The organism is Streptomyces mauvecolor, from assembly GCF_039532965.1.
Lineage (GTDB): Bacteria > Actinomycetota > Actinomycetes > Streptomycetales > Streptomycetaceae > Streptomyces > Streptomyces violascens.
Genome location: NZ_BAAASQ010000023.1, coordinates 183,692 through 196,636, shown reverse-complemented (window position 1 = coordinate 196,636; position 12,945 = coordinate 183,692). Strand labels below are relative to the sequence as shown.

Below are 12,945 nucleotides of genomic sequence, written 5' to 3'. Positions count from 1 at the left end.
GTCAGTTGCCCCCTTGGTGTCGCAGTGTGACGGCAGGATCGGTGCGGCGCAGCGCGATCGCCGCGACGATGAGCAGCGGCACGGCGGCCACCCCGGCGAGCAGCAGCGCCACCCGGCCGGCCGGAAGCTCGACCAGGACCGCGGGCACCGGCTGGGTCGCCTGGTCGGTCAGCACGATCAGCGGCACCACCGCTCTGGTCAGTACTTCGCCGAGGCCGAGCCCCGCCAGCAGGGCGATCGTGATCAGCACACCCTGTTCGGCGGCGATCAGCCGGGCGAGCTGGCGGCGCGGGGTGCCGAGCGCGCGCAGCACGCCGAACTCCTGGCCCCGCTCGCGCAGCGACCCGGCGGCGCTCACCGAGAAGCCGACCGCCGCAAGGGCCGCCGCCACGATCGACACGGCCGCGAGCGCGGACTGGGGGCCCGCGCCCAGCGGATCGTCGCCGAGTTCCCTGGCGATCTCCGCACGGGACACGATCTGCGCGGGGTCGGCGTCGGGGCGGGCCTTGAGCGCCGCCACGGCCGCGGCCGAGCGGTCCGGCGCGGTCGTCAGCCACCACTCGGTGGCGGTCAGGCCGTCGCCCTTGTCCTGGAGGACCCGGTTGACGGCCCGCAGGTCGAGGAGCAGCCCCCCGCCGTCGGTCGCGACGGCGCCGGTGGGGGCTGCGGCCGGGCCGACCGCGCCGCTGCCGGTGGTCGGCAGCTGCTGCACGCGGGCGACGAGCTTCACCTTCACGCTCCGGCCCGCCAGTGGCACGTCGATGGTCTGGCCGACCTTGCTGCCGCTGGACTGGAGGAACCTGTCGTCGGCGACGGCGGCCGGTGCGGGCGGCGCGGGGCGCGGCGCGGTGAGCCGCACGGTGCGGGTGACGGACGAGGCGCCCGTCTCCCAGTTCGTGTCCTTGGTGCTGTCGGTGCCCGCCGTCCACCGGCCGGCCGGCGACACGGCGACGGGGGTCTCCTTGCCGCCGGGGCCGGTGGCGCGCAGCCCGTCCAAGGCGATCGCCTGCGGCTCGGCCGCACCGTCGGGCAGCTCGCTCACCACGTCGAGGCCGGTCAGGAGCAGGGGGCCGGCGGGGCGTCCCGTCGGGCGGCCCGCGGCGGCGGCCAGGTCGAGGTCGAGGGGGTGGGGGCGGCCGTCCGGGGCCAGCTTGCCGAGGGTGAAGCGGAACTGCTCCCCGAAGCGGTCCTCAAGGGTGGCCGTCACCGTGCCGGGCGGCCCGCCCGGGGCCCCGGCGGTCAGCCGCAGGTCGAGGCCGATCCGCTCGGTGTCCTTGGGGAGCGTGACGCCGGCCGGGGCGTCCTGCTTCGGCGTGAGCGCGGCGAGCAGGTCCTTGGCGGACCGGCCCGCGAGGTCCTCGCGCAGCAGGAAGCCGTCCGCGTGGCGGGTGTCGAGGGCGAGCAAGGTGCCCGAGCGGCCGCCGCTCAGCGGCATCGAGCCGCGCGAGGCCGGGGCGACCGCGCCGACCCCGGGGACCGCGTCGTACGAGCCGGCCTGGCCGAACGGGCTGATGGTGGAGCCGAGCACCCGGATGTCGGTGCCCGCGCGGAAGTCGGCCTGGTCGCTCTGCGAACGGTTCCAGGTGGCTGCCTGGCCGAGGGTGAGCAGCCCCATCGCGATCGCGAGGATGAGCAGAAGCACCGGGCCCGCGCCGCGCAGCGGGCGGCGGCTGAACTGCCAGCCCGCCAGCGCCGTCGGCAGCCCGCGCCCGCCCGCCGCCCGCCGTTCGGCGAGCCGGGCCGCGGGCGGCAGCAGTCGCAGGACCAGGACGGTCCCGGCGAGCAGGGCAAGCGCGGGGGCCGCCACGAGCAGCGGGTCGACGCCGAGCCCGCCCGAGGCGTCGGTGTTGATCGCGCCGGAGCCGGAGGTCTGCCGGTCCAGCTGCCAGTAGGCGACCCCGGCGATCACCAGGAGCCCGATGTCGGCGCCGGCCCGGACGGGCGCGGGCAGCGCCCCGTCCCGGCCGCCCCGGCCGAGGCGGCCGGCCGAGAGCGCGGGGGCCACCACGGCGGCCGCGCAGCCGAGCGCGACCAGGACCGCGACCAGCCACACCGTGGAGGTGGCCGAGGTGTCCAGATGGAGCCCCGCCCGCGCGAGCGCGCCCCGCCCGGCGAGCAGCCGGGTCAGCGGGCCCGCGAGCAGCGGGGCGACCAGCGCTGCGGGCACCGCGAGGAGCAGCGCCTCGGCGGCCGCGAGCCAGGTGATCCGGCCCCGCGATCCGCCCCGGGCCCGCAGGAGTTCGGTCTCGCCGGACCGCTCGCTGCTCAGCAGCCGGGCCACGAGGAGCAGTGCGTACCCGGCGAGCAGCACCAGCTGGAGCGCCACGATCAGCAGCGTCGAGCGGGACACGAGCAGGGAGCGCTCGGCCCGGTCGAGGATCTCCGGCAGCGAGGTCACCGCGGTCGCGTTGCCCCCGAACACGGGCTGCTTCAGCAGGGACTTGGGCCCGTCGGTGGCGGCCGCGCGCAGCCGGTCGATGCGATCGACGCCGATCTTGGAGAAGTCGGCCGAGGCCAGCCACGCGCTCTGGCCCGCGCTGACCCGGCCGCCCGCGAGCACCGAGTCGTCGGCGAGCAGCGGCCCGTACGTGGTGAAGTCGAGTTTGCGCATGCCGCGGCCGCCGAGGTCGTCGAGCCGCCAGTACGCGTCCGCGACGTCAACCGCCTTGTAGACACCGGTGATCCGGGCGGTGACGGGCGGTCCGTCGAGCCGGTCGGTGAGGGCGAGCGTGGCGCCCGGGCGCAGACCGAGGCGTCCGGCCGCGGACTCGGGCAGCGCGACCTGGATCTCGGGCGAGCCGTCGGCGGCCGGCCAGGTGCCCGCGGTGAGGCGGACGCGCGAGCGGTCGATCGCGGCGAACAGGGTGAGGTCGGGGTCGCCGCCGCGGGCGTCCGGCGACTGCAGGGAGCGCGGCAGGGCGTACGGTCCGGATTCGGTCAACTCACTTGTCGTGACGGGGAGTTGGTCGAACGTGGCGCGGGCTCCGGTGCGTACCGCGTCCGCCGCGGCCTTGCGCCGGTCCGGCTTGACCTCGGACTTGACGGCGAGGGCCGCGGGCGCGGCGGACCGGGTGGCCAGCGTGTGGCGCAGCGCGGCGTCCCCGACGGACCCGGAGAACGTCGCCAGGGCGGCGAGTACCGACGTGGTGAGCAGCACCGCGAGCAGCGCCGCGATGAGCAGCAGCCGGTGCGCACGCACCCGCAGAAAGACGAACCCCGGCACACGGCCCCCCTCGGCGGCTTTTAGGCCATCCCCCCGAAATGTGCCCAGATGCTTTCAGAGGGCATGGGGCCGTGGAAACCGCTTGCCGTATGAACTTGCCCGATCGTGATCGGAATGCGACCACGGAGGACCGAATTCCGGTCGCGGGGGCAGTATTTGGGGACTGCGAGTACCTTCACGTGGCGTTCTTGAGGTGTTATGCCCTCCGCGCGCGAAGCGGGGTGTTTCAGCCGCGGGCCGGTGGGAGCCGGTCGCGCGGCCCGCGCCCCGCAAAGGGCGCGGATGGCGCAGCGGGCTTCGCCGAGGCCGCTCGGAAGGGCTCAGCCCTCGGAGTTCACCATCGACGCCGCCGCGTACGTCAGGTAGTTCCACAGGGTCTGCTCGTGCTCGGGGGAGAGGCCCAGTTCGTCGACGGCCGCGCGCATGTGGCGCAGCCAGGCGTCGTGTGCGGCCCGGTCGACCGTGAACGGGGCGTGCCGCATCCGCAGGCGCGGGTGTCCCCGGCCGTCGCTGTAGGTGCGCGGGCCGCCCCAGTACTGCATCAGGAACAGGGCGAGGCGCTCCTCGGCCGGGCCCAGGTCCTCCTCCGGGTACATCGGACGAAGCAGCGGGTCCTCGTGGACGCCCTCGTAGAAGAGGTGCACGAGGCGCCGGAACGTCTGCTCGCCGCCGACCTGCTCGTAGAAGGTCTGCTCCGGCAGCGTGCCGCGCGGAATCTCGGTCACGTAGAACACCCTCGCAATGTCATGTGGGCCTGCCCCGGAACGCGGCCCGGGGTCCAGGGGCCGTTCCCCGGGAAATGCAGCACGCTTCCATGGTCTCAGACCCGGTGGCCGAGGACCGGAGGCGTAGGACCGCTCGCCTCCCGGCTTCCGGCGCAGCACAGTGGACGTATGAGCGCGGACCTGGCACTGAGGCGGGCCCTGGTGCGCGAGATCGCGGCCGGCGGGGCGCTCGCCGACCCTGCCTGGCGGGCCGCCTTCGAGGACGTGCCGCGCCACCTCTTCGTGCCGTACTACTACGAGGGCGCGCCCGGCGGCCACGTCCGGCTGTGGGGCGAGGATCCCGACCCCGAGCAGCGCGAACGCTGGCTCGCCGGGGCGTACGTGGACGCCCCGCTCGCCACCCGGATGCGCGACGGCGACCTCGTCTCGTCCTCCAGCCAGCCCTCACTGATGGCCGGCATGCTGGAGGCCCTTGAGATCCTGGACGGGGACCAGGTCCTGGAGGTCGGCGCCGGGACCGGGTACAACGCGGCGCTGCTGTGCCACCGGCTCGGCGAGGAGAACGTGACCACCGTCGACCTCGACCCCGAGATCACCGAGTCCGCGCGGGCGCATCTGGCCGCGGCCGGATACCACCCCGCAGTGATCACCGGGGACGGCGCGCGCGGCGCTCCCTCGCGGGCCCCTTTCGACAAGATCATCGCGACCTGCACGGTGGGCTCGGTGCCGTACGACTGGCCCGCCCAGTGCCGCACCGGCGCGCTGATCCTGGCCCCGCTGGCCACCGGCCTGATCCGGCTGCGCGTGACGGGCCCGGGCCGCGCCGAAGGGCGCTTCCTGCACACCCCGGCCTATTTCGTGCCGCTGCGCGGTACGGGCTCGCAGAACCGGCCCGTCCCGTACGCGGGCGGGCTGCCGCGCGCGAGCGTGTCGAACGAGCTGTTCCGCTTCCTGCTGGAGCTGACGGCGGGCAGCCTCGACCCGTACGAGGCGCACGCGCTGTGGCAGCGCGAGCAGCGGCCCCGCCGCGAGCGGTTCGGGGTGACCGTGGACGACGGCACCCAGTGGGCGTGGCTGGACGATCCGCAGGGGCCCTACACCTGGCCCCTGCGGGAGTGGCCGGTCAGCCCCGGCGCACGGTGATCGTCGTCCAGGCGCCCACGTGCACCCGGTCGCCGTCCTGCAGCGGCACCGGGACGTAGGGCTGGATCGGCTCGCTGGAGCCGTTGACCGTGGTGCCGTTCGTCGAGTTCTGGTCGACGACCGCCCACGTGCCGTCCGGCTGCTGCACGAGCACCGCGTGCTGGTGCGAGACGCCCGGGTCCTCCGGCGGCACCGACAGGTCGATGTCGGGCGCCTCGCCGGTGGAGTGGCGGCGGCGGCCGATGGTGACCTGGTTGCCGGACAGCGGGCGCTGCTGCTCGGGCGAGTACGCGGGCAGGTTGAGCCCCGCCGCTTCCGGGCCGCTGCGCTGCATCATCGCCAGGAAGTAGTCCCGGTCCGGGCCGATCGTGATGGCCCAGCCGGCCGGGGCGGGCGGCGGCACGGCCTGCGGCCAGTCGTCGCCGCCCCGCTCGGGAGTCGGCTGCGGCCAGTCGTCGGCCCGGTCCGGCCCGGTGGGCTGCGGCCAGTCGTCGCCGCGGTCGGGTGCGGGCCGGCGGCCGGATTCCTGGACGGGCTGGGACGGCGGCGGCAGCATCCAGTCGTCGTCGGCCCCCGGCTGCTGGACCGGCGGCGCGGCCGGGGGCGCCTGCTGGAAGGCGGGCGGCGGCGGGGGCGGCCCGCCCTGGCCGGGGCTGAAGGGCCCCGGGGGCGGGGGCGGCTGCTGGAACGCGTTCGGCGGCAGCTGCTGCGCGGAGCGCTGCGAAGGATCGGCGGCCAGCGGCTCGGCGGGCCGGTTCACCTGCGAGGGCCGCGAGCTCTGGTACTCGTACGGGTCGCGCGGCGCGGGCGGCGGCGGGCCCTGCTGGAAGGCGGGCGGCAGATTCGGGCCGGGACCGGGGCCCTGCGCCGGAGCGGGACCGGGGCCGTTCGCGGGGCCGGGACCCTGGTTCGGCATCGGGTGCTGCGGGGCCAGCGGCGTGTACGAGGTCGCGGTGTTCGTGAGGAAGTTCCAGCGGCACTCCTCGCAGAAGGGCGCCCCCGCCTCGCGCGGGGTGCGGCACTGCGGGCAGAGCTCGGCCTGGGAGGTGGCGTTCGGATCCCCGGGACCCGGGTAGCCGTACGCGGGCGGAGGCGGGGGAGGCGGCGGCACGGCGCCCATGCGATGGCCGCAGATCTCGCACCAGTCGTCGGAACCCGACTGGTGTCCGTTCGGGCAGGTCGGCATGGAGTCGCTTCCCCCTCTCGTCGTCCGGCCCGGTGGGCCGCGGTATTTCGGTGGATCTGTGTGCTGGGCTGTACTTCGTGGTGCTTCTTGTTACTTCTTGACGCGAACGGTCTTGGTGGAGCGCGTTTCGAGGGTCATCTCGTCCGCTTCCGCGACCTTCGCCTTCAGTCGCACAGTACCCGTCGCCTCGTCGACGACGTCCACCACCTTCGCAAGCAGTTTCGCCGTATCCGCGTTCCCCGAGGCGGCGGCCAGTTGCACCGCCCGGCCGAGCTTGGCGGTCGCGCCGTCCGCATCGCCTGACTTGCGGGCATCCAGACCCTGTTGGATGACCTGTGCCAGTTCGGCCTGGCCCGTGTAGTGCGCGACCTGGGGGTTGATGGAGGTGGAGGCCGCCATGTCGTCGGTCCACACCGCCCGCACCAGGCCCTGCGAAAGGACCTGCGGCGCCCCGCCCTCGCGGTCGGGCACGATCAGCGAGACGCGGGCGGCGAGCATCTCCTGGCCGACGCCGGCCTCGGGCACCCGCACGCAGACGTGGTAGTCGCGGGACTCGTCTCCCCAGGACCCGGTCGGGTAGTCCCCGGCGCGCGGGCCCGCCTCGGTGCGGCGGCCCGTCAACTCCTCGACGGTGGGCGCCACTTGCTTGACGAACCTGATCTCCACGCCGACCGGGGTCCACAGGCGCAGAGCCACGTCCGCGACCTCCTTGCCCATCGCGTTCTCCATCATCTGCGTGAAATCCGCCGCCAGATTGGCCGGATCCGCGACGATGTCCGCGGTGCCGAGCAGCGCGGAGGCGATCGAGGTGACCTCCTTGACCTCCCAGTCGGTCCCCACGCCCCGGGCGTCACAGGTGAACCGTCCGGCGCAGGCCGTCAGGGCGGAGTGCAGGTCCTCGGGCGACTCGTGCTCGTTGCGCCCGTCGGTGAGCAGGATGCCGTGCCGGATCGGCACGTCGGCCGCCCCGAGCAGCCGGTCGGCGAGCCGCAGCCAGGTGCCGATCGCGGTGCCGCCGCCCGCGCTCAGCTTGCGCAGCGCCTCTTTCGCCTGCGTACGGGTCTGGCTGTCGGCGGTGGCCAGGCGGCCGTTGCCCGGGTAGACCTCGCGGGCGATGTGCGTACCGCCGACGACCGCGAAGGCGACCCCGTCGCGCAGGGTGTCGATGGCGGCGGCCGTCGCGTCACGGGCGTTGCGCATCTTGGTCGGCGGGTAGTCCATCGAACCCGAGCAGTCCACCATGATCACAACCGCCGCACCGGGCGGCCGGCCGGGTATGTGGGACGGTGCGGTGGTGGCCGTGGTGAAGGGTGCGCCGCCGATGGTGCCGCCGCCGGTGGAGGCCACCGTGACGATCGCGTTGACCTCGCGGCCGCCCTCCGGCAGGAACTCGTTCTGGTACACCTCGACGGAGAACTGCGGCACGTTGGACTTGGAGAAGTTGGCCATCGGAAAAGGCTCCTTGAGGCTCCATGGACCAGAAGTGAAAGAAGTGAGAGAGGCGGCGCAATAGGGCGGCAATGGGGACGGAGCCCTAGTTGTAGGCGGATCCTGCCCCTTGCTGCTCCACCGCGAACGGCAGTACGGCCACTGTTACGTTGTCGTGGCCCCCGCCGTCCAGGGCGTGCCCGACGAGCACCTGGGCGCTGTGCAGCGGCCGTTCGGCGGCGTCCGCCGGGATGACACGGGCCATCTCCTCGGCGGCCTCCGCGTAGTTCCACAGGCCGTCCGTGCAGACCACGACCACGCCGGAGCGGTCCGGCTTGAACGAGGCGGTGTGCGGGTCCAGTTCGTACGCGTCGGCCCCCAGCCACCCCGTGATGGCGTGGGCGCGCTCGTCGGCGTAGGCGTCGGCCTCGCTCATCAGGCGGGCCGCCACCATCTGCGCGGCCCACGAGTCGTCCTCGGTGAGCCGGGCCGGGGCGGTCGCGCGGTCGTCCGGCACCCAGTACGCGCGGCTGTCGCCGACCCAGCCCACCACGAGGAGGCCGCCCGCCGAGACCGCCCCGACCAGCGTGCAGGCCGGCGCGTTCTGATGGCGGTGCGGATCGTCCCGGTGGGCCTGACCGGGCTCGGCGGCAAGGGAGTTGACGGCCTCGGCGGCCGACAGGATCGCGTCGTGCATGGCCTGCTGGGGGTGGGTGCCCTGGGGCAGGGCGGCCAGCAGCGCCTCGTTGGCGGCGGCGGCCGCCGCGGCGGACGCCTCGTCCGGGCGGGTCGCCGACGACACCCCGTCGCAGACGATCGCCACGACGGCGGGCGAGCCGTCGGGCAGCGCGGTCGAGGACAGCGCGAAGGAGTCCTCGTTGCGGTGGTGGCGAAGGCCGCGGTCGCTCACCGCGGAGACCGAGCCGAGCTCCTGCTCCATGTGGTCGCGCTCGCGCGGCTGGGCGTGCCCGCAGTTCTCGCAGTACCCGTCGTCGTCGACCCGCCCGGCCCGGCACGCCACGCACACCTTGGCGCCGGGCGCCGGGGGCCGGGCCACATGCGTGTCCGGATCGGGCTCGGCGGCACGCGGGTCGGGCGCGGGCAGCGGGTACTCGTCCCCGCCATGGTCCCCGGCGCCCGCCGGCACGGGCTCGTCCGTCCTTACCGCGTACGGGAGTTGGGGCTCCTGCCCCGCGGCGACCGGGGACGCCATCTCGATGGTCGGATGGTCCAGCGGGGGCTCGGGCACGGCCGACAGGTCGTACCCGCAGGCCCCGCAGTACAGGTCTCCCGTCTCCAACGGCTCTTCGCAGCCGGGGCAGGCGGCGAGCTGATGCGTCTGCGACATCGTCACACCCAGGTCCGGGGGCGGAATCGGTTGGCCCGTTCCACCAGGTCGATCCTTTCCTCGCCACGCTGTGCGAGCCGGGCGAGCACCCGGTACGAACGTTCCAGACCGAAGCGCAGGCCCCGCTCGTCGACTTCGCTGCCGAGCAGTGCGGTCTTCGCCTGCCCGGCGCCGGTGCTCCCCGACAGTACCCAGTCCAGGGCGGTGCCCAGGACCTCGGTCGCCAGCTGTTCACGTCGCACCGCGTCCAGACCGAACCCGTCGAGCGCCTCGACCTGGGCCGCTGCGGCCTTCAGGTCCGCGAGCAAAGGGTCCTGCGGGGCGCGGCTGCGCAGCCGCGCGCGGACCGCCGCGACGCGCGCCGCCGTGTAGTGGATGGAGGCCTCGGGCACCGACTCCAGGGTCCGTACGGCGCTGGTGCGGTCCCCGGCCGCGAGCTGCACCCGGGCCAGGCCGAAGGCCGCGCTCACATAGCTCGGGTCGGTCGTCCACACCAGGCGGTAGTACTCGGCCGCGTTGTCGAGCTGGCCCAGCACCTCCGCGCACACGCCGAGGGCGAGCTTGGGGGCGGGCTCCCCGGGGAACGCGTCGTAGATCGCGTCGAAGGACAGCGCCGCGTTCTCGTTGTCGCCCGCCGCGAGCGAGGCCAGGCCCCGGTACCAGACCACCCGCCAGTCGTCCGGGTGGTCCGTCTCCAGGGATTCGAGGGCCTTGGCGGCGGACACCCGCTCGTTCATGTCGAGCCGGGCGCGCAGCTCGCGCAGCCGGCGCTCGATGGAGTCGGCCGGGGCCGAGCGAAGAGCGGTGATCAGCTCGGCGGGCGCGGCCGCCATCAGGCCCGCGAGGAACCCGGCGTTGGGGTCGCCCGGGTCCACGTGCGGCACGGGAAGCGCGAGCGAGGTGCCGCGCGGGTCGAGCGGCGCGAGCAGCGGCGAAGCGTGCCCGCCGCCGGTGCTGCCCTCGGAGCGCGGCACCGGGATGGCGCCCTGCGTGGCCGGATGCCGCGGGTTCGGGGTGCCCGGGGCGACGGCCGGGAGGGGTGGGGCGCCCGCCGGAACAGCGGCCGGGGCCGGTGCCAGGACCGGGGCGGCCGCGAGCGCCTTGCGGGCACGTCTGCCCACCGGGGCCACGCGGGCCCCCAGGCGCGAGACGTCTCCGTTGTGCTCGGCGAACAACTTCGTGTCCGTGACGCGCAGTTCGGCGCCGAACAGCGTCGACAGCGACGGCCGGGGGCGGCCCGTCTGGAGCGCCACGACCTCGCGCAGGACGCCCGTCAGCTGCTCCGCCATCTCTTGCGCGGAGGCGAACCGGCGCGCCGGGTCCGGGTCGGTGGCCCGCACCAGGAACCGGTAGAACGACTCGTACGTGCGGAACACGTCGATGTTGTCGGGGTCCGGCAGGCTGTCCGCGTAGACGTTGGTGTAGCCCTGGAAGTCGAAGGTGAGCACGGCCAGGGTGCGCGCCACCGTGTACAGGTCGGAGGCGACCGAGGGGCCGAGCTCGGCGACCTCGGGCGCCTGGTAGCCGACCGTGCCGTAGATCGCCGACTCGTCGTCGTCCATGCGGCGCACCGCGCCCATGTCGATCAGCTTCAGCTGGTCCTCGGTCTGGATCGCGTTGTCGACCTTGAAATCGCAGTACAGGAGGTTGCGGCTGTGCAGATGGCCGAGCGCCTCCAGGGCCTCGATGCCGTACGCGCAGGCCTGCTCGACGGGCAGCGGGTCGCGCTTGCCGGCGGTCGTGCGCCGCTCGTTGGCTATCTCCTTCAGCGACTTGCCGCCGACGTACTCCATGACGATGTAGCCGTCGAGCGAGCCGGTGCGCTGGTCCAGGTGCTCGACGAAGTTGTAGATCCGCACGATGTTGGAGTGCTCGATCTCGGCGAGGAAGCGCCGCTCGGAGATCGCCGCCGCCATCGCGTCCTGGTCACCGGTGTCGAGCAGGCCCTTGAGGACCACCCAGCGGTCGGAGACCGCGCGGTCCACGGCGAGGTAGACCCAGCCGAGCCCGCCGTGCGCCAGACAGCCCACCACCTCGTACTGGCCGTGCACGATGTCGCCGGTGTGCAGCTTCGGCACGAAGGAGTACGGGTGGCCGCACTTGGTGCAGAAGCCCTCCGTGCGCCCGGGGCGCTCACCGCGCGAACGGCCCACCTGCGCCCCGCAGTCCGAACGCGAGCAGAATCGCTTCCGCTCGGGGACCTCGGGGTGCTCCATCACCGCCGAGCGCGGATCGGGGCGCGGCACCTCCGGCACCGACACCAGGCCCGCGCCGAGCCGGCTGCGCGCCGACGAACTCGCCGCCTTGCCCGAACTGCGCACCGACACCGACCGCGAGGTGCTGCCGCCGGTCAGCGAGGAAAGGCGTCCGGAGACCGAGCGCCGCGACGTCGAGGACCGTGAGGAGCGGGACGAACTGCGCGAGGAGGGGTGCGAGGACTGCGAGGCCGAGCGGTGCCCGCCGCCGGTGATCCCGGTCGGCGGCGACGACACCATCCCGTTGGGAGACACGACCGGAGCCAGCCCGCACGTGTCGCAGTACAGCTCGCCGCCGCCCATGTCCTCGTACGAACCCGCGCAACCGGGGCGCTGGCACTGGGTGTTCTCGCTCACGATTCCCCCTTCTGGTCAACGGGCCCGGGATGTCTCGGGACCAGGGCGTCGGCCGCCGCCCGCTGATAACGGAGCACCGCCTCTTCGGCGACGCGCAGATCGCAGGGCGCGGACCACAGCATCCGGCGGGCCGCGTCGTACCGCTCGATCAGGAGCGGATCCTCGGCCATGCCGTGCCGGGCGACCTTCGCCTTGTACGCGTCCAGGCGGCCGCGCAGTTCCGCGCGGACCGCCAAAGGAGCGGTGACCGCCGTCAACGACTCGCGGGCGCGCAGCAGTTCGTCCTCGGCCTTCTGCTCAAGGGATTCGAGCAGCGGCGAGAGCCGGTGCCACTGCGCGTGCCTGCGGTACTCGGCGGCGGTGGCCAGCTGTTCCTGGAGCGCGATCGACGGGCCGCTCACGGCGGGCACCTCGCTCGCCGCGATCTTCGCGAGGACCTCGCCGCGCGCCGACCGGGCCTCGGCCAGCGTGCGATCCGCCCGCGACAGTACATCGCGCAGCCGGGCCAACCGCTGCTCGGCGTCCTGGCGGACCGTCAGGACCGCGTCGATTTCGCGGCGTACGTCCTCCAGGGCGCGGGCCGCCCGGTCGTAGCGCCCGGTGTCGGGGCGGCCGCCGCCCGGCGCGGAGCTGCCCGGCGCGGGCACCCAGAACGCCAGCGGATCGGAGATCACCTGGGCACGCAGATCGGTCAGCTCGGCCGTGATCGACTCCAGGTCGTCGCCCGAGGGATGCTCCCCGGGCCGCACGCCCACCGAGTGCGCGAGGCCGCGGGTGCGGTGCAGCTCGGCGGCCAGGAGGTCTATCCGGGCGGGCAGCGCCGACCACACCGCGTCGGCCGCCACGACCAGGTCGAGCGAGTGCGCGTACAGCTCGTTCATCCGGTTCACGAGCTCGCCGAGGGTGAACCGCTCGGTGAGCCGCGCCGGGCCGCCGGCCAGCGTCGGGGCGCTGTGCAGGGCCGCGCCCGACAGCGTCACGGACTCGCCGCGCAGCCGCTCGGTCAGCTCCACCAGATCCTCCCGGCCGAGCCAGCGCCGCCGTGCGCGCAGCTCACGCGCGGACTCGAGAGCCGCCGTGTACGCGTCGAAGTACGCCCAGAGCAGGGAGATCGACTGCTCGGTGGACGCCCAGCGCTCCTTGGTGACGCCGGTGAGCCCGGCGCCTTCGAGGAGCCGGCGCCCGGCATGGTCCTGGAGGGCGAGCAGCGAGGTCTCGACGGCCTCGTGCTCGGCGCCGAGGCGTGCCAGCGCACGGTCCACCTCGTCCCGGTCCATGAC

General features: G+C 74.3%; 8 protein-coding genes. 1 reads left to right on the top strand and 7 read right to left on the bottom strand.

All coding sequences use genetic code 11. The annotated features are described in order from the left end of the window. Position 1 precedes the first annotated feature (1 nt). Positions 2-3,223, bottom strand: coding sequence for an ABC transporter permease (locus ABD346_RS28425; RefSeq protein ID WP_344378752.1), 3,222 nt, complete (start codon positions 3,221-3,223; stop codon positions 2-4). Between the two features lie 320 nt (positions 3,224-3,543). Continuing rightward, a complete protein-coding gene (locus ABD346_RS28420; protein WP_344378751.1) occupies positions 3,544-3,948 on the bottom strand; it encodes a globin in 405 nt (134 codons plus the stop codon). Positions 3,949-4,116: 168 nt separating this feature from the next. Here ABD346_RS28420 and ABD346_RS28415 point away from each other — a divergent pair, with 168 nt between their 5' ends. Beyond that, on the top strand, positions 4,117-5,091 hold the full coding sequence (locus ABD346_RS28415) for a methyltransferase domain-containing protein (RefSeq protein ID WP_344378749.1): 975 nt from the start codon (positions 4,117-4,119) through the stop codon (positions 5,089-5,091). Here ABD346_RS28415 and ABD346_RS28410 read toward each other — a convergent pair. From ABD346_RS28410 to ABD346_RS28390, 5 genes are all read right to left on the bottom strand, one after another. Further along, positions 5,072-6,277 (bottom strand): FHA domain-containing protein, encoded by a 1,206-nt coding sequence (locus tag ABD346_RS28410; RefSeq protein WP_344378748.1) that lies wholly within the window; start codon positions 6,275-6,277, stop codon positions 5,072-5,074. The two genes, ABD346_RS28415 and ABD346_RS28410, sit on opposite strands and share 20 nt — an antisense overlap. 90 nt (positions 6,278-6,367) lie before the next feature. Further along, positions 6,368-7,726, bottom strand: coding sequence for a vWA domain-containing protein (locus ABD346_RS28405; protein ID WP_344378746.1), 1,359 nt, complete (start codon positions 7,724-7,726; stop codon positions 6,368-6,370). A gap of 85 nt (positions 7,727-7,811) precedes the next feature. After that, positions 7,812-9,053, bottom strand: coding sequence for a PP2C family protein-serine/threonine phosphatase (locus ABD346_RS28400; protein WP_344378744.1), 1,242 nt, complete (start codon positions 9,051-9,053; stop codon positions 7,812-7,814). A gap of 2 nt (positions 9,054-9,055) precedes the next feature. Continuing rightward, positions 9,056-11,611, bottom strand: coding sequence for a serine/threonine-protein kinase (locus ABD346_RS28395; RefSeq protein ID WP_344379116.1), 2,556 nt, complete (start codon positions 11,609-11,611; stop codon positions 9,056-9,058). A gap of 50 nt (positions 11,612-11,661) precedes the next feature. Continuing rightward, positions 11,662-12,942, bottom strand: coding sequence for a hypothetical protein (locus tag ABD346_RS28390; protein WP_344378742.1), 1,281 nt, complete (start codon positions 12,940-12,942; stop codon positions 11,662-11,664). Positions 12,943-12,945 lie beyond the last annotated feature (3 nt).

Excerpts from the sequence above, each read along its gene's own strand:
- ABD346_RS28415 (WP_344378749.1), top strand. The coding sequence starts at position 4,117 with ATGAGCGCGGACCTGGCACTGAGGCGGGCCCTGGTGCGCGAGATCGCG.
- ABD346_RS28410 (WP_344378748.1), bottom strand. The coding sequence starts at position 6,277 with ATGCCGACCTGCCCGAACGGACACCAGTCGGGTTCCGACGACTGGTGC.
- ABD346_RS28405 (WP_344378746.1), bottom strand. The coding sequence starts at position 7,726 with ATGGCCAACTTCTCCAAGTCCAACGTGCCGCAGTTCTCCGTCGAGGTG.
- ABD346_RS28400 (WP_344378744.1), bottom strand. The coding sequence starts at position 9,053 with ATGTCGCAGACGCATCAGCTCGCCGCCTGCCCCGGCTGCGAAGAGCCG.
- ABD346_RS28395 (WP_344379116.1), bottom strand. The coding sequence starts at position 11,611 with ATGGGCGGCGGCGAGCTGTACTGCGACACGTGCGGGCTGGCTCCGGTC.
- ABD346_RS28390 (WP_344378742.1), bottom strand. The coding sequence starts at position 12,942 with ATGGACCGGGACGAGGTGGACCGTGCGCTGGCACGCCTCGGCGCCGAG.